This is a genomic window from Terrabacter sp. Soil810, from assembly GCF_001429645.1.
In the GTDB taxonomy this organism is placed as follows: domain Bacteria; phylum Actinomycetota; class Actinomycetes; order Actinomycetales; family Dermatophilaceae; genus Terrabacter.
Genome location: NZ_LMSW01000011.1, coordinates 1,855,367 through 1,876,552, shown reverse-complemented (window position 1 = coordinate 1,876,552; position 21,186 = coordinate 1,855,367). Strand labels below are relative to the sequence as shown.

The following is a 21,186-nucleotide window of genomic DNA, read 5'->3' as shown; positions in this document are numbered from 1 at the left end:
ACTCCCTCGCGAAGACATCCTTTAACCACCGTCCTGTGAGGCGGGGAAGGAGGTCCAGCGGCTGTGACCTGCCCTGACCTGAGTGCACCCCACCAGCCATCGAACGACCGTTCGAGCATCCCCGATGACGCGAGAGACGTCATGAGCGAGGGTGACATCTCCCGGGCGCTACGGCGCATCGGTCACGAGATCCTCGAACGCAACAAGGGCAGCGAGGGGCTCCTCCTCCTGGGCATCCCCTCGCGCGGCGTCCCGCTCGCGCGCCGTCTCGCGGCGTGCATCGAGGAGGTCGAGGGGACGGCGATCCCCGTCGGCGAGCTCGACATCACGCTCCACCGCGACGACCTGCGCCGCAACCCGGTGCGCACGGCCCACCGCTCGCGCATCCCCGCCGGTGGCATCGACGACCAGGTCGTCGTCCTCGTCGACGACGTGCTCTACTCGGGTCGCACGATCCGCGCCGCCCTCGACGCGCTCTCCGAGCTCGGGCGGCCCCGCGCCGTGCGGCTCGCCGTGCTCGTCGACCGCGGCCACCGCGAGCTGCCGATCCGCGCCGACCACGTCGGCAAGAACCTCCCCACGTCGCGCGACGAGCGCGTGCACGTCCGGGTCGCCGAGGTCGACGGCCTCGACGTCGTGCGGATCAGCGGTGGTGAGTCGCGATGACCAAGCACCTCATCTCCTCGGCCGACCTGAGCCGCACCGAGGTCGAGGACATCCTCGAGACCGCCGCCTCGATGCACGACCTCCAGCGCCGCGAGGTCAAGAAGGTCCCGACCCTGCGCGGGCGCACCGTCATCAACTTCTTCTTCGAGGACTCGACGCGCACCCGCAGCTCCTTCGAGATCGCCGGCAAGTGGATGTCGGCCGACACCATCAACCTCTCGGCGAAGGGCTCCTCGACGAGCAAGGGCGAGAGCCTGCGCGACACGGCGATGACCGTCGACGCGATGGCGGTCGACGCCCTCGTCATCCGACACAACGCCTCGGGCGCCTGCCACCAGGTGGCTCAGTGGGTGCGGTGCAGCGTCATCAACGCGGGGGACGGCACCCACGAGCACCCGACCCAGGCGCTGCTCGACGCCTACACGCTCCGGACGCGCCTCGGTGACCTCGACGGCAAGCACGTCGTCATCGTCGGCGACCTCACCCACTCGCGCGTCTTCCGCAGCAACGTCATCACCCTGGGGACCCTCGGCGCCCACGTCACGGTCGTCGCCCCGCCGACGCTCATGCCGAGCGGCATCGGTGCGTGGAGCCAGGCCGACGGCTTCGCGACGAGCTGGGACCTCGACCCCGTCCTCGACGGCGAGGGCGAGCACGGCCCGGTCGACGCCGTCATGATGCTCCGCGTCCAGCGCGAGCGGATGAGCGGCGGCTACTTCCCGACGGCGCGCGAGTACACCGTCGGCTACGGCCTGACCCGCGACCGGCTCGAGCGGCTCGTCGCGCGCAACGACGACGTCCTCGTGCTGCACCCCGGCCCGATGAACCGTGGGCTCGAGATCGCGCCCGAGGCGGCCGACTCGCCGCAGTCGGTCGTCCTCGACCAGGTGTCGGCGGGCGTCGCGGTCCGGATGGCCGTGCTCTACCACCTGCTCGCCGGCGAGGACACCCCGGCGCCCCTGCCCGCCAGCGCCCCCGAAGGAGCCGTCCGATGACCCGCCTCGTGATCCGCGGCGCCCGCCTGCTCGGCGCCGAGTCGGCCGACCTGCTCGTCGAGGACGGCGTCATCACCGAGGTCGGCTCGGTCTCGGCACCTGCCGGCACCGAGGTGCTCGACGCCGACGGCCTCGTCGCGCTGCCCGGCCTCGTCGACCTCCACGTGCACCTGCGCGAGCCGGGACGCGAGGACGCCGAGACCATCGCCACCGGCTCGGCGGCCGCTGCCGCAGGCGGCTTCACCGCCGTCTTCGCCATGGCCAACACGAGCCCGGTCACCGACACGGCCGAGGCAGCCGAACGCGTGCTCGACCTCGGGCGCGCCTGCGGGCTCACCGAGGTGGTCCCGGTCGGGGCCGTGACCAAGGGCCTCGAGGGCGCCGAGCTCGCCGAGCTCGGCCTGATGGCCCGCTCGCGCGCGAAGGTGCGCGTCTTCAGCGACGACGGCTACTGCGTCCACGACGCGCGGATCATGCGCCGCGCGCTCGAGTACATCAAGCCGTTCGGCGGGGTCGTCAGCCAGCACGCCCAGGACCCCCGGCTCGCCGGGCGCGAGGCGTGCTGCCACGAGGGCGAGGTCTCCGGTCGTCTCGGGCTGCCGGGGTGGCCCGGCATCGCCGAGGAGTCGATCGTCGCGCGCGACGTCATGCTCGCCCGCCACACCGGCTCCCGCGTCCACGTCGCCCACGTCTCGACCGCGGGCACCGTCGAGGTGATCCGCTGGGCCAAGGCACAGGGCATCGACGTCACCGCCGAGGTCACGCCGCACCACCTGGCCCTGACGACCGACCTGCTGCTCGGCTACGACCCCGTCTACAAGGTCAACCCGCCGCTGCGCCCGACCGAGGACGTCGAGGCGCTGCGCGCAGGCCTCGCCGACGGCACCATCGACGCCGTCGCCACCGACCACGCGCCGCACGCCCGTCACGACAAGGAGCACGCCTTCGTCGACGCGGCCTTCGGCATGCTCGGCCTCGAGACGGCACTCTCGGTCGTCAGCGACGTGCTCGTGCACCCCGGCCTGCTCGACTGGGCCGACGTGGCCCGCGTCATGTCGACCGCCCCTGCCCGGATCGGCGGACTCGCCCACCAGGGAAGGGCGCTCGACGTCGGCAGCCCCGCCCACATCACCCTCGTCGACCCCGACCGCGAGGTCACGGTCGACGCTGCCGCGAGCCGCAGCCGCTCGCGCAACAACCCGTGGCACGGGCGCACCCTGCGCGGAGCCGTCCTCGCGACGGTCCACGCGGGGCGCGTCACCCACGACGTCCGCAACGGCGCGGGCACCCGACGAGAACTGACGAACGCGACGACCTCGGGAGCAGACCTGTGACCACCCAGACACCGTTGACCGTGCCGAGCCGTGACGGGAGGTCCGCGCCCGCCCGCGTCGCAGCGACCCTCGTGCTCGAGGACGGCCGCACCTTCCGTGGGTCGTCCTACGGCGCGGTCGGCGAGACCGTCGGTGAGGCGGTCTTCTCCACCGGCATGACCGGCTACCAGGAGACGCTGACGGACCCGAGCTACCACCGGCAGGTCATCGTCATGACCGCGCCGCACGTCGGCAACACCGGCGTCAACACCGAGGACGACGAGAGCACCCGCATCTGGGTCGCCGGCTACGTCGTGCGCGACCCCGCGATCCGGTCGTCCAGCTGGCGCGCCACGCGCGAGCTCGAGGACGAGCTCGTCGACCAGCGCGTCGTCGGCATCTGCGACATCGACACCCGCGCCCTGACGCGCCACCTGCGCGAGCGCGGCGCCATGCGCGTCGGCATCTTCAGCGGTGACGCCGCCGACCGTCCCGAGGCCGACCTGCTCGACGCGGTCCGCACGAGCCCGCAGATGGCGGGCGCCGCGCTCGCCGCGGAGGTCACCACCGCCGAGCCGTATGCCGTCCCGGCCGTGGGCGACAAGCGCTTCACCGTCGCCGCCGTCGACCTCGGCATCAAGGCGATGACCCCGGCGCTCATGGCGCAGCGCGGGATCGAGGTGCACGTGCTGCCGGCCTCCGCGACGATCGACGACGTGCTCGCGGTGGGGGAGTCCGGCCCCGACGGGGTCTTCTTCTCCAACGGTCCCGGTGACCCGGCGTCCGCGGAGCGCGAGGTCGCGCTGCTGCGCGAGGTGCTCGACCGCGACATCCCGTTCTTCGGCATCTGCTTCGGCAACCAGCTCCTCGGTCGGGCGCTCGGCTTCGGCACGTACAAGCTGAAGTACGGCCACCGCGGCATCAACCAGCCGGTCATGGACCGCACGACCGGCAAGGTCGAGGTGACCGCCCACAACCACGGCTTCGCGGTCGACGCGCCCCTCGACGAGGACAGCGACACGGCATACGGCCGCGTCCGCGTGTCGCACGTGTGCCTCAACGACGACGTCGTCGAGGGCCTCGAGTGCCTCGACCGGCCGGCGTACTCCGTGCAGTACCACCCGGAGGCGGCCGCCGGCCCGCACGACGCCGCCTACCTCTTCGACCGCTTCGTGGAGCTCATGAGCACCAGACAGACAGCCCACCAGACCACGGAGGTCAACGCCTGATGCCCAAGCGCGACGACATCAAGAGCGTCCTCGTCATCGGGTCCGGACCGATCGTCATCGGGCAGGCGTGCGAGTTCGACTACTCCGGCACGCAGGCGTGCCGCGTGCTGCGCGAGGAGGGCATCCGCGTCATCCTCGTCAACAGCAACCCGGCCACGATCATGACTGACCCCGAGTTCGCCGACGCCACCTACGTCGAGCCGATCACTCCCGAGGTCGTCGAGGCGATCATCGCCAAGGAGCGCCCCGACGCGGTGCTCGCCACGCTCGGTGGCCAGACCGCCCTCAACTGCGCGATCTCCTTGCACGACAACGGAGTCCTCGAGAAGTACGGCTGCCCGCTCATCGGGGCCAACGTCGAGGCGATCCAGCTCGGCGAGGACCGCGAGAAGTTCAAGGGTGTCGTCGAGCGGTGCGGCGCGGAGTCCGCGAAGTCCCTCATCTGCCACTCGATGGACGAGCTCCTCGCGGCCGCGGACGAGCTCGGCTACCCGGTCGTCGTGCGCCCCTCGTTCACGATGGGTGGACTCGGGTCGGGCTTCGCCTACGACGAGGCCGACCTGCGCCTCCTCGGCGGTGCCGGCCTGCAGTACTCCCCGACGACCGAGGTGCTCCTCGAGGAGTCGATCCTCGGCTGGAAGGAGTACGAGCTCGAGGTCATGCGCGACCACGCCGACAACGTCGTCGTCGTCTGCTCCATCGAGAACCTCGACCCGATGGGCGTGCACACCGGCGACTCGATCACCGTCGCGCCGGCCCTGACCCTGACCGACCGCGAGTACCAGCGACTGCGCGACATCGGCATCGCCGTCATCCGCGAGGTCGGCGTCGACACCGGCGGCTGCAACATCCAGTTCGCCGTCAACCCCGACGACGGACGCATCATCGTCATCGAGATGAACCCGCGCGTCTCGCGATCGAGCGCCCTGGCCTCCAAGGCGACCGGCTTCCCGATCGCCAAGATCGCGGCGAAGATGGCCATCGGCTACACACTCGACGAGGTGCCCAACGACATCACGCGCGAGACGCCGGCGAGCTTCGAGCCGTCGCTCGACTACGTCGTCGTCAAGGTGCCGCGCTTCGCCTTCGAGAAGTTCCCTGCGGCCGACCCGACGCTGACGACGACGATGAAGTCGGTCGGCGAGGCGATGGCGATCGGGCGCAACTTCACCGAGGCCCTCCAGAAGGCACTGCGCTCGCTCGAGAAGAAGGGCGCGAGCTTCCACTGGGACGGCGAGATCAGCAAGGTCTCCGCCGAGCGGGCGCTCGAGGAGGCCAGGGTCCCGACCGACGGCCGCATCGTGCTCGTGCAGCAGGCGCTGCGCGGCGGCTGCACCGTCGAGGAGGTCCACGACGCCACCGGCATCGACCCGTGGTTCCTCGACCAGATCGCGCTGATCAACGACGTCGCGACGATGCTCGCCGACGCGCCACAGCTGACGCCGGAGCTGCTCCGCCTCGTCAAGCGGCACGGCTTCAGCGACGCGCAGGTGGCCTCCGTCCGGCGTATGCCGGAGGCCGTGGTCCGCGGGGTGCGCCACGCCCTCGGGGTGCGCCCGGTCTACAAGACCGTCGACACGTGCGCGGCCGAGTTCGCAGCCACGACGCCCTACCACTACAGCTCCTACGACGAGGAGACCGAGGTCGCGCCGCGCGAGCGCCCGGCCGTCATCATCCTCGGCTCGGGTCCCAACCGCATCGGGCAGGGTGTCGAGTTCGACTACTCCTGCGTTCACGCGTCGTTCTCCCTGCGCGACAAGGGATTCGACACGGTCATGATCAACTGCAACCCCGAGACGGTCTCGACCGACTACGACACGAGCAGCCGTCTCTACTTCGAGCCGCTGACGCTCGAGGACGTCCTCGAGGTCATCCACGCCGAGAGCCAGGCCGGCCCGATCGCGGGCGTCATCGTGCAGCTCGGCGGTCAGACGCCCCTCGGTCTCGCGCAGGCGCTCGAGGACGAGGGCGTGCCGATCGTCGGCACGTCGCCGAGCGCGATCCACCTCGCCGAGGACCGCGGCGCCTTCGGTCAGGTCCTCGCCAGGGCGGGTCTCATCGCGCCGAAGCACGGCACGGCGTACAGCTCGGACGAGGCCCTCGTCGTCGCGCGCGAGATCGGCTACCCCGTCCTCGTGCGGCCGTCCTACGTCCTCGGCGGCCGCGGCATGGTCATCGTCTACGACGACGACTCCCTCGTCACCTACGTCGAGAAGGCGACCGAGGCCTCGCCCGACCACCCGATCCTCATCGACCGCTTCCTCGACGACGCGATCGAGATCGACGTCGACGCGCTCTTCGACGGCGAGGACATGTACCTCGGCGGCATCATGGAGCACGTCGAGGAGGCCGGCATCCACTCGGGCGACAGCTCGTGCACGCTGCCACCGGCCACGCTCGGTGACGGGGAGCTCGAGCGAGTGCGCGTCGCCACGCGCAAGCTCGCCGAGGGGATCGGCGTCCGCGGCCTCATGAACGTCCAGTTCGCTCTCGCCCAGGACATCCTCTACGTCATCGAGGCCAACCCCCGCGCATCGCGCACGGTGCCGTTCGTCGCCAAGGCGACAGGCGTGCCGATCGCGAGCGCGGCGGCCCGCGTCATGCTGGGCTCCACGATCAAGGAGCTGCGCGAGGAGGGCATGCTGCCCCCGACCGGGGACGGCGGCCGGATGCCCGACCACGCGCCGGTCTCGTGCAAGGAGGCGGTCCTGCCCTTCAAGCGCTTCCGCACCAAGGAGGGTGTCGCGGTCGACTCGCTCCTCGGGCCCGAGATGCGCTCGACGGGCGAGGTCATGGGCATCGACGTCGACTTCGGCTCGGCCTTCTCCAAGGCCCAGCAGGGTGGCGGGTCGGCGCTGCCGCGCTCCGGTGCGATCTTCGTGTCCGTGGCCAACCGCGACAAGCGCGCCATGCTCTTCCCGGTCAAGCGTCTCGTCGACCTCGGCTTCACCATCCTCGCGACGAGCGGCACGGCCGCAGTGCTCAAGCGCAACGGGATCCCCGCCACGCTCGTCCGCAAGATCACCGAGCGCGACGACGACGCGCCGGGGGAGAAGTCGATCGTCGACCTCATCCGCGAGGGCACCGTGCAGATGGTCGTCAACACGCCGTCGGGCCAGGACGCGCGCGCCGACGGCTACGCCATCCGCGCCGCGACGACGAGTGCCGACAAGCCCATCATCACGACGATCGCGACCCTCGCCGCGGCCGTCCTCGGCATCGAGGCCGGGCTGACCGAGGAGATCCGGGTCAAGTCGCTGCAGGACCACGCGCGCGACCTCGACCTCTACGGCCGCCGGGCCGCCGCGACAGCCGCCGCGACAGCCGCCGCGACGGCGGGGGCGACGGCATGAGCGAGCGCCAGCTGCGGGCCCGCGTCACGCAGGAGGTCGCGGAGGTCATCGCGACCCGTCGGGTCGGCGCCTACCAGCACCTCACCCTCGTCGCCCCCGGCGTCGCCGAGCTCGCCCGACCGGGCCAGTTCGTCGCTCTCGCGGTCGGCGGCGAGACGTCCGGGACGTTGCTGCGGCGGTCCTTCTCGATCCACAAGGTGAGCCCGAGCGGCACCTACGGTGGCACCGTCGAGATCGTCGTGTCGGCCGTGGGCACCGGCACCCGGTGGATCGTCGAGCGTGCCCCGCACGACACCATCGACGTCGTCGGACCGCTCGGCAAGGCGTTCCCGCTGCCGACCGACCCCGTCGCCTGCGTCCTCGTCGGCGGCGGTTACGGCAGCGCTCCGCTCTTCTGGCTCGCCGGTGAGCTGCGCGAGCGCGGCTGCCACGTCGAGATGGTCCTGGGAGCGGCGAGCGAGGACCGCCTCTTCGGCGTGGTCGAGGCCCGGCGCAGCTGCGACGGCGTCACGGTCACGACCGACGACGGCTCCGCCGGGCAGAAGGGCTGGGTCAGCGACCCGCTGCCGGGGATCATCGAGCGCACCGGGGCCGGGGTCGTCTACGGCTGCGGTCCCATGGGGATGCTCGAGTCGATCACCCGGGTCGCGCAGGCCCACGACGCGGTGGCCCAGGTGGCCGTCGAGGAGTCGATGGCCTGCGGCGTCGGCGTCTGCATGACCTGCGTCATGCCGGTCGTCGGGTCCGACGGGAGGACGCGGATGGTGCGCTCGTGCGTCGAGGGACCCGTCTTCCGCGGTGACCGAGTCCGCTGGGACGCCTTCGACGGAGGGCATGCCCGCGTGCCGGACGACGCCGTCGGCGCCCCGAAGGTGGGTGGCCACTGATGGTGGACCTCTCCGTCGACCTCGGGGGCGGCCACCGGCTGCCCAACCCGCTGATGACCGCCTCGGGCTGCGCGGCGAACGGCAGGGAGCTGCACCGCTTCTTCGACGTCGCCGACCTCGGCGCGTTCGTCACCAAGTCCGTCATGGCCGACCCACGGTCCGGCCGCGGCACACCCCGCATGGCCGAGACGCCCTCCGGGATGCTCAACTCGATCGGCCTGCAGGGTCCCGGCATCGAGGCGTTCGTCGACGAGGACCTGCCCTGGCTCAAGTCCGTCGGGGCCCGCGTGCTGCCCTCGATCGCCGGCAGCTCGAGCACCGAGTACGCCCACGTCGCGGCGACCCTCCGAGCAAGCCGGGCGTTCGATGCCGTGGTCGGGGTCGAGGTCAACATCTCGTGCCCCAACGTCGCCAACCGCGGCCTCGTGTTCGCCTGCGACCCGATGGCCTCGGCCAAGGTCATCGCGCTCGTGCGCGAGCAGCTCCCGCGCGACATCCCGGTCTTCGCCAAGCTCAGCCCGGACGTCACCGACATCACCGCCATCGCGGCCGCCTGCGTCAAGGCCGGCGCCGACGGCCTGACGATGATCAACACGCTGCTCGGCATGGTCATCGACACCGACCGGATGCGTCCGCAGCTCGGCGGGGTCACCGGTGGCCTGTCGGGTCCGGGCATCCGACCGGTCGCGGTGCGGGCCATCTGGCAGGTGCGCCAGGCGATGTTCGAGGGGCGGATCCGCACCGTGCCGATCATCGGCGTCGGGGGAGTGCGCACGGGGCGGGACGCCCTCGAGCTCGTCGCTGCCGGAGCGAGCGCGATCCAGGTCGGGACGGCGGTGTTCAACGACCCCTCGGCACCGGTCCGGGTCCTGCGCGAGCTGTGCGAGCTGCTCGACGCCAAGGGCTTCGAGCGCTTCACCGATGCCGTCGCCGTGGCCCACGGCCGCTGAGCGACCCACCGCACACCCGTGAACGGAGACCGACGATGAGCAAGGCCTTCGGAGCCCGCCTCCAGGACGCCATGCAGGCCCACGGGCCGCTCTGCGCGGGCATCGACCCGCACCGGGGGCTGGTCGAGTCGTGGGGCCTGTCCTACGACGTCGCCGGGCTCGAGCGTTTCGCGCTCACCTGTGTCGAGGCGTTCGCCGGGCGGGTCGCCGCGGTCAAGCCGCAGTCCGCCTTCTTCGAGGTCTTCGGCAGCCGTGGCCTGGCCGTGCTCGAGAGGGTGCTCACCGAGCTGCGCGCGTCGGGGACGCTGACGATCCTCGACGCGAAGCGTGGCGACATCGGGTCGACCATGAGCGCGTACGCCGAGGCCTACCTCGGTCCGGACGCCGTCGCCCCGCCGGACGCCCTCACCGTGAGCCCCTACCTCGGCTACGAGTCGCTGCGCCCCGCGATCGACCTCGCCGAGGAGAACGGTCGCGGGCTCTTCGTCCTGGCCCTGACCTCCAACCCGGAGGGCGCCGAGGTCCAGCACGCGGTGCGGGACGGCCGGTCGGTCGCCGCGTCCGTCGTCGAGGGCGCAGCCGGCGACAACGCTGCTGCGCTGTCCCGCGGCGAGCTCGGGAGCGTCGGGCTCGTCATCGGCGCCACCGTGGGCACCGCCGTGCGCGACCTCGGGCTCGACCTCGTGGCGGCAGCGACGCCCGTGCTCGCGCCCGGCTTCGGGGCGCAGGGCGGCACCGTCGATACCCTCGCGGCGACGTTCGGCGCGGCCCGCCACCAGGTCCTCGCCGCGTCGAGTCGCGAGATCCTCGCGGCCGGCCCCGACCCGAGCAGACTGGCGAGCCGGGCGGCGCAGGTCGCCGAGTCGCTCCTGCGCTGACGCTCCCCGGTTTGTCACAGGCAACTCCCAGCCGGGTATGCCGTGTGGCATGACTCACACTCGACCGGTTCGCCGACTGCTCGCCACCGTCGCCGTCGTGGCGACGATCCCGCTCGCCGCCGCGTGCGGCTCCAGCACCCAGCCCCCCGCGAGCGGCGGCGGCAGCGCTGCCGCCTCCTCGTCGTCGGCACCGAGCGCGACGACCAGCGCGCAGGGCGACGCCGCCTACTGCGCGGCACTTGAGTCCGGCCAGAAGGAGCTCGAGTCCATGTCCTCGAAGCTCAGCGACACGGCTGCCCTCGCGCAGGGCAAGGCCGTGCTCGAGAAGATCGAGGCCGCCGCGCCCGCAGAGGTCAAGCAGGAGTGGGGTGACCTCATCGCCTTCGTCGACGCCGCAGCCTCCGGCGACAAGAGCGCCCTCACGGCCGCGACGGCGAAGATGGACGCCTCGAGCACGACCATCGAGAAGCACGCCAAGACGACGTGCAACCTCGACATCTCCTGAGCCCCCTGGGACCGGCGCGCTTCGGGGGACTCGCGCGACGGCGCCCACCACACGGCATACGGTGTGGGGATGCGAACGACCGCCATGCGCAGGGGGCCGTCGGTGGCCCTCGTGCTGCTCCTGTCGGCGACGTCCCTCGGCGCCTGCTCGGCGGGGTCCGCCGGCTCCTACTGTGACGCCCTGAAGACGGCAGAAGCCGACTGGAAGGACGCCGGCGCGACCCTCAAGGACCCGGCCGCCGCGGCCCGTTTCGTCGCGACCATCACCCAGATCGAGGCGAGCGCACCCGAGGAGGTCAAGGCCGACTGGGCGTCGCTGCGGGTCCTCGTCGCGAAGTTCACGGTGGCCAAGCCGGACCTCGCCGCACTGACGAAGCAGATGCAGGGCTTCGAGGCCTCGGCCAAGCGCATCGAGACCCACGCCAAGGAGACCTGCGGGGTCGACCTCGGCAGCTGAGCGGCGCCGGGGCGTGCCGTGAGGCGTTTCCGGCAGGCCCCGCGTTGCGGCGCGCAGGGCCGGATCGCTAGGTTCGGCGGAGACAGACACGCGAGACGTGAAGAACGGCAGGGGGCGCAGGGCGCTCCCCGCAGGCAGCGAGGAGACCGAAGACCGTGGCGCTTCCACCGCTCACCCCTGAGCAACGGGCCGCAGCACTCGAGAAGGCTGCAGCCGCACGTAGGGAGCGAGCAGCGGTCAAGAACCGGCTCAAGTACTCCAGCGGCTCGCTCGCGGAGGTCCTCGAGGACGGCAAGGTCGACCCCGTCATCGGCAAGATGAAGGTCACCGAGCTGCTCGAGTCGATGCCCGGCGTCGGCCGCGTGCGGGCCAAGGCGATCATGTCCGAGGTCGGCATCGCCGAGTCCCGCCGGGTCCGGGGGCTCGGGGCCAACCAGGTCGCGGCCCTGCTGCACCGCTTCGAGAAGCCGTGATGTCGGCTGACCCGACGTCGACCGCGGAGCCCCAGCACGACGCAGCCGCACCCCGGCGTGGCCGGCTCACGGTGCTCGCCGGCCCGACCGCCGTCGGGAAGGGCACCATCGCGGCCTACGTGCGCACCCACTTCCCGGGCGTGTGGTTCTCCGTCTCCATGACGACCCGGCGCCCGCGGCCGGGCGAGGTCGACGGCGTGCACTACCACTTCGTCGACGACCACGAGTTCGACCGTCTCGTCGAGGCGGGGGAGTTCCTCGAGTACGCCGTCGTGCACGGCGCCGCGAAGTACGGCACCCCGCGCGGGCCGGTCGAGCGCGTCATCCGCGAGGGGCGCGACGCCCTGCTCGAGATCGACCTGCAGGGGGCCCGCCAGGTGCGCGACACGTGGCCCGAGGCGCTCTTCGTCTTCCTCGCGCCGCCGAGCTGGGACGAGCTGGTGCGCCGGCTCGTCGGACGGGGCACCGAGGACGAGGCCGAGCGCGAGCGCCGCCTGTCCACCGCACGGGCCGAGCTGGCCGCCCAGAGCGAGTTCGACGAGGTCATCGTCAACGACGATGTTCGTCGGGCGAGCGAAGAACTCGTATCATTGATGAGATCGGGACGCACCGACCGGTGAGTCCCGACGTGATGTGTGCCAGCCGACGGCAGACGACCGCACCGCCGTCGACGTCGCAGCACGCACCTCAAGCCCGCTGAAACCAACGAAACGAGATCACTGTGTCCGGTACCCAGGCTGCTCCCATCGGCATCACCAACCCGCCGATCGACGACCTCCTGACCGCCGCCGACTCGAAGTACGCGCTCGTCATCTACTCCGCCAAGCGCGCCCGTCAGATCAACGCCTACTACTCCCAGCTGCAGGAGGGCCTGCTCGACTACGTCGGTCCGCTCGTGGAGACCGAGGTCCACGAGAAGCCGCTGTCGATCGCGCTGCGCGAGATCAACGAGGGCCTGCTGACCTCGACGCCCACCGAGGCCTGAGCACCCGACGGGTCGGGAGCAGCCGATGCGCGTCGTCCTCGGGGTGAGTGGCGGCATCGCCGCCTACAAGGCCTGCTCGCTGCTCCGGCTCTTCACCGAGCACGGGCACGACGTCACCGTCGTGCCCACCGCGGCGGCGCTCCACTTCGTGGGAGCGCCGACGTGGTCGGCCCTCTCGGGCAAGCCCGTCAGCACGGAGGTGTGGACGTCGGTCCACGAGGTCCCGCACGTGCGCATCGGCCAGTCCGCCGACCTGGTGGTCGTCGCCCCGGCCACCGCAGACCTCCTCGCGAAGGCCGCGCACGGCCTCGCCGACGACCTGCTGACCAACACCCTCCTCACCGCTCGGTGCCCGGTCGCGTTCGCGCCGGCCATGCACACCGAGATGTGGGAGCACCCGGCCACGCAGGCCAACGTCGCCACGCTCCGCGCGCGCGGAGCCCACGTCATCGACCCCGCGGTGGGACGCCTGACCGGCAAGGACACCGGTGCCGGCCGCCTCCCCGAGCCCGAGGCGTTGTATGCCGCGTGCCTCGCGATCGTGTCGGGTGACGGCGCCGCCGTGGCGGGGGAGCCCCGGCGCGACCTCGAGGGCCGGCGCGTGGTCGTGTCCGCCGGGGGCACGCGCGAGCCGCTCGACCCCGTGCGCTACCTCGGCAACCGCTCGTCCGGCAAGCAGGGCGTGGCCATCGCGCGCGCCGCTGCCGACCGTGGCGCGAAGGTCACCCTCGTGGCCGCCAACGTCGCGCTCCCGGTGCCCGAGGGCATCGACGTCGTGCCCGTCGAGACGACCCTCGAGCTGCAGCGTGCGGTGGAGGAGGCGGCGTCCGACGCCGACGTCGTCGTCATGGCTGCGGCGCCGGCCGACTTCCGCCCGGCGGCCGTGAGCGAGAGCAAGATCAAGAAGTCCGCCGACCCCGACGCCGGCCTTCGGGTCGAGCTCGTCGAGAACCCCGACATCGTCCGCGGCCTCGTCGCAGCCCGCGAGAGCCGCGGGACGGGCACGCCGTTCATCGTCAGCTTCGCCGCCGAGACGGGCGACGCCCACGGCAGCGTCATGGACCACGCGCGGGCCAAGTTCGCCCGCAAGGGCAGCGACCTGCAGGTCGTCAACGAGGTGGGCACCGACCTGACGTTCGGCAAGGACGACACGACGGTGCACCTGTTGCGGCGGGACAGCGACGAGGCGACCATGGTCGGCCCGGCCTCCAAGGACGCCGTGGCCGACGTGCTGTGGGACACCATCTCGACGCTGCTCGACTGAGCACTAGACTCTCGCCCCACACGCGTACGCGCCGTCACCGCGCGCCCGAGCACACCACCACGCACCCGACCGAGGGAGAGCAAGTGTCCGCACGTCTGTTCACGTCCGAGTCCGTCACCGAGGGACACCCGGACAAGATCTGCGACCAGATCAGCGACTCGATCCTCGACGCGCTGCTCACCGACGACCCGCAGGCCCGCGTCGCCGTCGAGACGATGGTCACGACCGGACTGGTCCACGTCGCCGGCGAGGTGTCGACGACCGCCTACGTCGAGATCCCGAGGATCGTGCGCGAGACGATCCTCGAGGTCGGCTACGACGGCTCGCAGAAGGGTTTCGACGGGCGCACCTGCGGGGTGTCGATCTCCATCGGCGCGCAGTCGCCCGACATCGCCCAGGGCGTCGACACGGCCCACGAGCACCGGACGGGTGACGTCGGCGACCTGCTCGACAAGCAGGGCGCCGGCGACCAAGGCCTGATGTTCGGCTACGCCTGCGACGACACGGCCGAGCTCATGCCGCTGCCGATCCACCTCGCGCACCGCCTCTCGGAGCGCCTGACGCAGGTGCGCAAGAGCGACGAGCTCGCCTACCTGCGCCCGGACGGCAAGACGCAGGTCACCATCGCCTACGAGGGCGACAAGGCCGTCGCGCTCGACACCGTGGTGCTCTCGACCCAGCACGCCCCCGACGTGTCCCTCGAGGGCATGCTCGAGCCGGACATCCGCGCGCACGTCATCGAGCCGGTCCTCGCGGAGCTGCGCGAGAGCGGCACCGACCTCGACGTCTCCAGCTACCGGGCCCTGATCAACCCGACCGGCCGCTTCGAGATCGGTGGCCCGATGGGCGACGCCGGTCTGACCGGGCGCAAGATCATCGTCGACACCTACGGCGGCATGGCCCGCCACGGTGGCGGCGCCTTCTCGGGCAAGGACCCGAGCAAGGTCGACCGCTCGGCCGCCTACGCGATGCGCTGGGTCGCCAAGAACGTCGTCGCCGCGGGCCTGGCCCGTCGTTGCGAGGTCCAGGTCGCCTACGCCATCGGCAAGGCGCAGCCGGTCGGTCTCTACATCGAGACCTTCGGCACCGAGACCGTGCCGGTCGACAAGATCCAGCAGGCCATCGGCGACGTCTTCGACCTGCGCCCCGCCGCGATCGTCGACGCCCTCGACCTGCTGCGCCCGATCTACCGCCCGACGGCCGCCTACGGCCACTTCGGCCGCACCAAGGCCGACGGCGTCGAGAACCCCTTCACGTGGGAGCGCACCGACCGCGTCGAGGCCCTGCGCACCGCCGTCTCCGGCTGAGGCTAGATTCGCCCCCGTGGGCGACGACGAGACGAAGCAGCGACCGGCCGGACGGCCGGTCGCTGCCGTCGTCGTGGAGACCCCGCTCGCGCACCTCGACCGGGTCTTCGAGTACGCCGTCCCCGACGAGCTCGACGCCGACGCGGTGCCCGGCGCCCGGGTCCGCGTGCGCTTCTCCGGGCGCGAGCTCGACGGCTTCGTCGTCGAGCGGCGTGACCGGGCGCAGCACGACGGCCGGCTGACGCCGCTGCGTCGGGTCGTCAGCCCCGAGCCGGTGCTGACCCCCGAGGTCCTCGCACTCTGCCGCGCCGTCGCCGACCGGTACGCCGGCACGCTGAGCGACGTCCTGCGCCTGGCGGTGCCCAAGCGCCACGCGACGGCCGAGCGCAACCTCGCGATGGAGTGCCCGCCCCAGGACGAGCTCGCGGCACCGGACCCCGGTCCGTGGGCGGCCTACCCCGCCGGTCCGGCCTGGCTGCGTCGGGTGGCCTCGGGGGAGGGCCCGGCGGCGGCATGGGCGGCGCTGCCCGGACGCACCGGCGACGCGGACTGGCCGGCCGCCCTGGCCGTCGCCGTGGCCACGGCGACGGCTGCCGGGCGGGGCGCGCTCGTCGTCGTGCCCGACCACCGCGACGTCGACCGCCTCGATGCCGCCCTGACCGCGGTCCTCGGCAAGGGCCGGCACGTGCGGCTCACGTCCGACCAGGGGCCGCAGGCGCGCTACACCGCCTGGCTCAAGGTGCTCCGCGGCCACGTCCGGGTCGTCATCGGCACGCGGGCGGCAGCCTTCGCCCCCGTCCACGACCTCGGCCTCGTCGCCTGGTGGGACGACGGTGACGACCTGCTCGCCGAGCCGCGGGCTCCCTACCACCACGTCGGCGTCGTGCTCGGACTGCGGGCCGCCGCGACCGGCGCCGCCCTGCTCGCCGGAGGGTTCGGGCGCAGCCTGCGCGTGCAGGTGGCGGTCGAGACGGGGGCGCTCGTGCCCGTCGAGGCCGACCCGGCAACCGTCCGCGGCGCCGCCCCCCGGGTCACCGTCGCGGGTGAGGGTGTCGACGAGGAGCGCGACGGGCCGGCCGCCCGGGCGCACCTGCCGTCCCGGGCCTGGCGCGTCGCCAAGGACGCCCTGGTCGACGGGCCCGTGCTCGTCCAGGTGCCGCGGCGCGGCTACCTCCCCTCGCTGAGCTGTGCCGAGTGCCGCACGCCGGTGCGGTGCGCCCGCTGCCAGGGGCCGGTCGCCCTGGGCGCGTCCGGCACGGCCCCGGCCTGCCGGTGGTGCGGCCTCGCCCTCGCCGGCCACGGGTTCGAGTGCGGTCACTGCGGCTCGCGGCGGCTGCGCTCGTCGATCACGGGCGCGCGGCGCACGGCTGAGGAGATCGGCCGCGCCTTCCCCGGCTTCCCGGTGCTCACGTCAGGCTCCGGCGAGGTGCTCGCCACCGTCGGTCGCGAGCCGTCCCTCGTCATCGCGACACCGGGTGCCGAGCCCGTCGCCGACGGCGGCTACACCGCGGTGCTGCTGCTCGACGCGTGGGCGAGCCTCGACCTGCCCGTGCTCGACGCCCCGCTCGAGGCGGTACGCCGGTGGATGGCCGCGGCCGCTCTGGCCCGCGAGGGACGTGCCGTCGTGCTGAGCGGCGCCCCGGAGGCGGTCGCACTGCCTGCCGTCGAGGCGCTCGTGCGGTGGGACCCCGCGTGGCTCGCGGCCCGCGAGCTGGCGGAGCGGCGGGAGCTCGGTCTGCCGCCGGCCGTGCGTGTGGCCCAGCTGACCGGTGGTCGGCGCGCGCTCGAGGAGGCCCTCGAGCAGGCCGACCTGCCGATCGCCGCCCAGGTGCTCGGCCCGGTCCGTCTCTCGCACGCCGGTGCCCCGCCACGTCGGCCCCCGGTCGAGGGCGAGCCCGAGCGTGCCGCCGCCGACCACCACGTGCTCGTCCGGGTGCCCGCCGCCGAGACCGAGTCGCTGACCCGGGCCCTGCTGGCGCTCAAGGCGTTCCGTTCGGCGCGCAAGGAGACCGACGTCGTGGCGGTGCGCGTCGACCCGCTCGACACCTTCTGACCGGCCGACGCCTCGGCGCCGGTGCGCCGTGGCAGAGTGACGGCATGCCCGAACGCGAGCTCGACATCGTCCTCTACGGCGCCACCGGCTTCGTCGGGGCCCTGACCGCCGCCCACCTGGCGCGGCATGCGGGCCCCGACGTGCGGATCGCCCTGGCGGGCCGGTCCCGCCCCAAGCTCGAGGCCCTGCGCATCGAGCTCGGTCGAGATGCTGCCGCGTGGGAGCTGGTCGCCGTCGACGCGACCGACGCACCCGCCCTCCGCGCGCTCGCCGGCCGCACCCGCGTGCTCGCCACCACGGTCGGCCCGTACGCGACGTACGGCAAGGAGGTGGCTCGCGCCTGCGCGGAGTCGGGGACGCACTACGCCGACCTCACAGGTGAGGTGCTCTTCGTCCGGTGGTCCCTCGACGAGCTCGACGCCCGGGCGCGGGAGACCGGCGCGGCCATCGTGCACGCCTGCGGCTTCGACTCCATCCCCTCCGACCTCGGCGTGCTCGCGACGGCCCGGCGCGCGGCCGCCGACGGTGAGGGCACGCTCGCGGAGACGACCCTGCTCGTCCGGTCGCTCAAGGGCGGCTTCTCCGGCGGCACCGTCGACTCGGCCCGCCAGCAGGCCATCACGGCCCGTGCCGACGGGAGTGCCCGCCGCGTGCTGGGCGACCCGTACGCGTTGAGTCCCCGACGCACGGAGGAGCCGTCCTCCGGTCGGCGCCCGGCCACCGGCGTCCTGGACCGGCTGCGCCGGCTCGTGCAGGTCGACCGTGACCCGTCGACCGGTCACTGGACCGGGCCCTTCGTCATGGCGTCGTTCAACACCCGCATCGTGCGCCTGTCGAACACCCTGACGGACTGGTCCTACGGTCGCGACCTGCGCTACCGCGAGGCGACCGACTTCGGCTCCGGGCCGATGTCGCCGGTGCTGGCCGGCGGCATGGCCGTCGGGCTCGGAGGGGTGGTGGCGGGCATGGCGTTCCGTCCGACCCGGGCCGTCATCGACCGCTTCCTGCCGAAGCAAGGCGAGGGCCCGAGCCCAGAGGCGCAGGCTGCCGGGCGCTTCCGGCTCGAGATCCGCTCCACGACGACGACCGGCGCGCGCTACCGCACCCGTGTCGGCGCCGACTACGACCCGGGCTACGGCGGCACGGCCGTCATGCTCGGCCAGACGGCCCTGGCACTGGCGCTCGACGACGGACTGCCGCGCCGGTCCGGCGTCTGCACGCCCGCGACGGCCCTCGGCGAGGCGCTCGTCGAGCGGCTGCGATCGCAGGGCTTCACCTTCGACGTCGAACGCGACGACCGACCCGACCACCCGGCCGCAGACCCGGCCCACTACCTGTCCGAGAGCTGACGGAGGCACTGACATGGGACGCATCGAGATCCACGAGTTCATCTCGCTCGACGGGGTGTACGAGAACCCGAGCTGGACGGCCGAGTTCCCCTTCGACCCGCGGATGGGCGAGGCCATCGCGCGTCTCACCGGCCCCGGGTCCGAGCTGCTGCTCGGCCGGCGCACGTACGAGATGTTCGCGCCCGCCTGGTCGGCCCGCACCGACGACGACGACCCCGGCGCGTCCTTCTTCAACGGCGCCCGCAAGAACGTCGTCTCCTCGACGCTGAAGGACCCGGAGTGGAACAACTCCCGGGTCCTCGGGCGCTACGACGCGGACGCCGTCCGCCGCCTCCGCGACGAGGTCGAGGGCTCGCTCTACGTCAGCGGCAGCGGCACGCTCGTGCGGGCCCTGCTGCGCGACGGGCTCGTCGACGGCCTCCACCTCTTCGTCTTCCCCGTCGTCCTCGGCGCGGGGGAGCGGCTCTTCACCGACGAGGCCGTCTCTGGGCTGCGCCTCGCCGAGACCGAGGCGTACGACAGCGGCGTCGTGCACCTCGCCTACAGCCAGGGCTGAGGGTCCGGGCGGACGCGGCGGGAGGACAACCTCCAAAGGAATGCTTGACGGTCGATCCCACCGGACGGCATACTCCCAAACATGTCTTTGGAGGAAGAGCGGATCAGCGAGCTCCGCGCCACGGCCCACCCCCTGCGTCTCCAGATGCTCTCGCTGCTGACGGGCGCCGAGCTGAGCGCTGCCGAGGTCGCGCGCGAGCTCGGCGTCACGCAGGCCAACGCCAGCTACCACCTGCGCCTGCTGCACGCCGCGGGTCTGCTCGAGGTCGCGGGGGAGGAGACCGTGCGGGGCGGCAAGGCCAAGAAGTACCGGCACCCGTGGGACGCCCCGCGTCCGTCGGGCGCCCGCCCGGCGAGCGAGGCGGACAAGCTGGCCTATGCGCGCGTCCTCGCCGACGCCATCCCGCGCCGGTTCGCCGAGCGCGCGCCGGGTGAGAGGTCCCAGTTCACCGACGCCGAGCTGTGGGTGGCGCCGGCGGTGTGGGAGCGCGTCTTCGACCTCGTCACCGAGGCGAGCACCCTGCTGCACGCCTCGGCGCAGCCGCCGCGCACCGAGGGCACCGTCCGGGCCGCCCTGTCCGTCGCCGCCTTCCGCCTCCAGGGCGGGGAGGTGACGTCGTGAAGGTCCAGGCGTCGCTCGGCGTGCTGTCCGACCGGCGGTTCGCGTGGTACTTCGCGGCCCGCACGGTCTCGACGGCCGGCTCGGTCATGGTGCCCGTCTCGCTCGCCTTCGCCGTGCTGCACATCGACCAGTCCGCGAGCGCCCTCGCGCAGGTGCTCGGCGTGCGCACCCTCACGATGGTCGTCTTCCTCCTCGTCGGCGGCGTCGTCGCCGACCGCTTCTCGCGGATCGTCGTGCTCCAGGTCTCGCACGTCCTGACGTGCCTCACCCAGGCGCTCGCGGCGTACCTCATCATCAGTGGCGACGCGACCCTGACCCAGCTGACCGTCCTCGAGGGCGTCAACGGCGCGGTGTCGGCCTTCACGATGCCCGCGATGATGGGCATCGTCCCCCTGGTCGTCGACCGCTCGCGGCTCCAGCAGGCCAACGCGCTGTTGTCGTTCAGCCGGAGCGGCCTGTCCATCATCGGACCCGCGGTCGCCGGCCTGCTCGTCGTCGGCGTCGGACCGGGGTGGGCGCTCGCCGTCGACGCCCTGACGTATGCCGTCGCGATCGTCTGCCTGACACGCGTCGGGCTGCCGCGCCGGTCCCAGGAGGCGGGCAGGCCGCACCACTCGATGGTGCGGGAGCTGCGCGAGGGGTGGAGCGAGTTCACCCGGCGCGAGTGGCTCTGGGTCATCGTGCTCGCCTTCGGGCTGACGAACGCCATCCACGCCGGCGTCATCGGCGTGCTCGGCCCGCTCATCGCGAGCTCGACCGCCTCCATCGGCGAAGCGGGCTGGGGCCTCGTGCTCAGCGCCGAGGCCGTCGGCACCGTCCTGATGACGCTCGTCATGCTGCGGCTGCAGCTGCAGCGACCCCTTCGTGCCGGGATGATCGCCATCTGCGTGCTTGCCGTGCCCATGGTGCTGCTCGGGGTCGCGCCGGCGATCGTCCCCGTCGCCATCGGCTTCTTCCTGGCGGGTGCGGCCGTCGAGGTCTTCGGCGTCGGGTGGAGCACGGCCCTGCACGAGCACGTGCCCGTGCAGGTGCTCTCGCGGGTCTCGAGCTACGACGCGCTGGGGTCGTTCGTCGCCATCCCCATCGGCACCTTCCTCTACGGCTGGCTCGCGACGACGGTCGACACGGAGGTGCTGATGCTCGTCAGCGCCGGCGTCTACGTCGTCATCTCGCTCTCCGCGCTCCTCTCGCGGTCGGTGCGCGAGCTGGGACGCAGCAGCGAGGACCCGTCGGTGGCCGAGGAACCGGGAGGCACGCCGACCGGCACGCCGACCGGCACCCCGACGGGCACCCCGAACGGCGCCGAGGCCGGCGAGGCGTCACGGTCCTAGACTGGCGGCGCCCCA

Annotated in this window: 20 protein-coding genes; all 20 read left to right on the top strand. The window is 72.7% G+C overall.

The genetic code is table 11. The features are described 5' to 3' along the window. The first annotated feature begins 117 nt into the window (after window positions 1-117). The 20 genes from pyrR to ASG96_RS14510 all read left to right on the top strand — a co-directional run bounded on the left by pyrR (window position 118) and on the right by ASG96_RS14510 (window position 21,171). Window positions 118-666, top strand: a complete 549-nt coding sequence (pyrR, locus tag ASG96_RS14605) for a bifunctional pyr operon transcriptional regulator/uracil phosphoribosyltransferase PyrR (RefSeq protein ID WP_255358568.1) — start codon at window positions 118-120, stop codon at window positions 664-666. Next, window positions 663-1,661 (top strand): aspartate carbamoyltransferase catalytic subunit, encoded by a 999-nt coding sequence (locus tag ASG96_RS14600; RefSeq protein ID WP_056757464.1) that lies wholly within the window; start codon window positions 663-665, stop codon window positions 1,659-1,661. Before pyrR ends, ASG96_RS14600 begins: the two co-directional genes overlap by 4 nt. After that, a complete protein-coding gene (locus ASG96_RS14595) occupies window positions 1,658-2,995 on the top strand; it encodes a dihydroorotase (protein ID WP_057588306.1) in 1,338 nt (445 codons plus the stop codon). Before ASG96_RS14600 ends, ASG96_RS14595 begins: the two co-directional genes overlap by 4 nt. Then, complete coding sequence (carA, locus tag ASG96_RS14590; RefSeq protein ID WP_369813593.1) at window positions 2,992-4,203, top strand: glutamine-hydrolyzing carbamoyl-phosphate synthase small subunit; 1,212 nt, start codon at window positions 2,992-2,994, stop codon at window positions 4,201-4,203. The genes ASG96_RS14595 and carA overlap by 4 nt, the downstream gene beginning before the upstream one ends. Further along, window positions 4,203-7,556, top strand: a complete 3,354-nt coding sequence (gene carB, locus ASG96_RS14585) for a carbamoyl-phosphate synthase large subunit (protein ID WP_056757459.1) — start codon at window positions 4,203-4,205, stop codon at window positions 7,554-7,556. Before carA ends, carB begins: the two co-directional genes overlap by 1 nt. Further along, on the top strand, window positions 7,553-8,443 hold the full coding sequence (locus tag ASG96_RS14580) for a dihydroorotate dehydrogenase electron transfer subunit (RefSeq protein WP_057588305.1): 891 nt from the start codon (window positions 7,553-7,555) through the stop codon (window positions 8,441-8,443). Before carB ends, ASG96_RS14580 begins: the two co-directional genes overlap by 4 nt. Beyond that, entirely contained in the window at window positions 8,443-9,393 is a 951-nt protein-coding gene (locus ASG96_RS14575; RefSeq protein ID WP_057588304.1) for a dihydroorotate dehydrogenase, read from the top strand. The genes ASG96_RS14580 and ASG96_RS14575 overlap by 1 nt, the downstream gene beginning before the upstream one ends. A 35-nt stretch (window positions 9,394-9,428) precedes the next feature. Next, window positions 9,429-10,271, top strand: coding sequence for an orotidine-5'-phosphate decarboxylase (gene pyrF / locus ASG96_RS14570; RefSeq protein WP_057588303.1), 843 nt, complete (start codon window positions 9,429-9,431; stop codon window positions 10,269-10,271). Between the two features lie 49 nt (window positions 10,272-10,320). Next, window positions 10,321-10,776, top strand: a complete 456-nt coding sequence (locus ASG96_RS14565; RefSeq protein ID WP_157610857.1) for a hypothetical protein — start codon at window positions 10,321-10,323, stop codon at window positions 10,774-10,776. A gap of 69 nt (window positions 10,777-10,845) precedes the next feature. Next, the gene (locus ASG96_RS14560; RefSeq protein ID WP_157610855.1) at window positions 10,846-11,232 is read left to right on the top strand and encodes a hypothetical protein; all 387 of its coding nucleotides are present in this window, start codon (window positions 10,846-10,848) and stop codon (window positions 11,230-11,232) included. Between the two features lie 155 nt (window positions 11,233-11,387). Further along, complete coding sequence (mihF, locus tag ASG96_RS14555) at window positions 11,388-11,705, top strand: integration host factor, actinobacterial type (RefSeq protein ID WP_056757440.1); 318 nt, start codon at window positions 11,388-11,390, stop codon at window positions 11,703-11,705. Continuing rightward, a complete protein-coding gene (gmk, locus tag ASG96_RS14550; RefSeq protein ID WP_082591807.1) occupies window positions 11,705-12,325 on the top strand; it encodes a guanylate kinase in 621 nt (206 codons plus the stop codon). Before mihF ends, gmk begins: the two co-directional genes overlap by 1 nt. Window positions 12,326-12,426: 101 nt before the next feature. After that, entirely contained in the window at window positions 12,427-12,690 is a 264-nt protein-coding gene (gene rpoZ / locus ASG96_RS14545) for a DNA-directed RNA polymerase subunit omega (protein WP_020143994.1), read from the top strand. 25 nt (window positions 12,691-12,715) lie between these two features. Continuing rightward, on the top strand, window positions 12,716-13,954 hold the full coding sequence (gene coaBC / locus ASG96_RS14540; RefSeq protein WP_057588302.1) for a bifunctional phosphopantothenoylcysteine decarboxylase/phosphopantothenate--cysteine ligase CoaBC: 1,239 nt from the start codon (window positions 12,716-12,718) through the stop codon (window positions 13,952-13,954). An 83-nt stretch (window positions 13,955-14,037) separates the two neighbouring features. Beyond that, a complete protein-coding gene (gene metK, locus ASG96_RS14535) occupies window positions 14,038-15,261 on the top strand; it encodes a methionine adenosyltransferase (RefSeq protein ID WP_056757434.1) in 1,224 nt (407 codons plus the stop codon). 16 nt (window positions 15,262-15,277) lie between these two features. Then, entirely contained in the window at window positions 15,278-17,314 is a 2,037-nt protein-coding gene (locus ASG96_RS14530) for a primosomal protein N' (RefSeq protein ID WP_200962686.1), read from the top strand. A gap of 44 nt (window positions 17,315-17,358) precedes the next feature. Next, window positions 17,359-18,663 carry a trans-acting enoyl reductase family protein gene (locus tag ASG96_RS14525; protein ID WP_057588301.1) on the top strand — a complete coding sequence of 435 codons (1,305 nt, stop codon included), beginning with the start codon at window positions 17,359-17,361 and terminating at the stop codon, window positions 18,661-18,663. 13 nt (window positions 18,664-18,676) lie between these two features. Further along, window positions 18,677-19,219, top strand: coding sequence for a dihydrofolate reductase family protein (locus ASG96_RS14520; protein WP_057588300.1), 543 nt, complete (start codon window positions 18,677-18,679; stop codon window positions 19,217-19,219). Window positions 19,220-19,300: 81 nt separating this feature from the next. Then, entirely contained in the window at window positions 19,301-19,840 is a 540-nt protein-coding gene (locus tag ASG96_RS14515; RefSeq protein WP_057588299.1) for a helix-turn-helix domain-containing protein, read from the top strand. Then, entirely contained in the window at window positions 19,837-21,171 is a 1,335-nt protein-coding gene (locus ASG96_RS14510; protein ID WP_057588298.1) for an MFS transporter, read from the top strand. Before ASG96_RS14515 ends, ASG96_RS14510 begins: the two co-directional genes overlap by 4 nt. Window positions 21,172-21,186 lie beyond the last annotated feature (15 nt).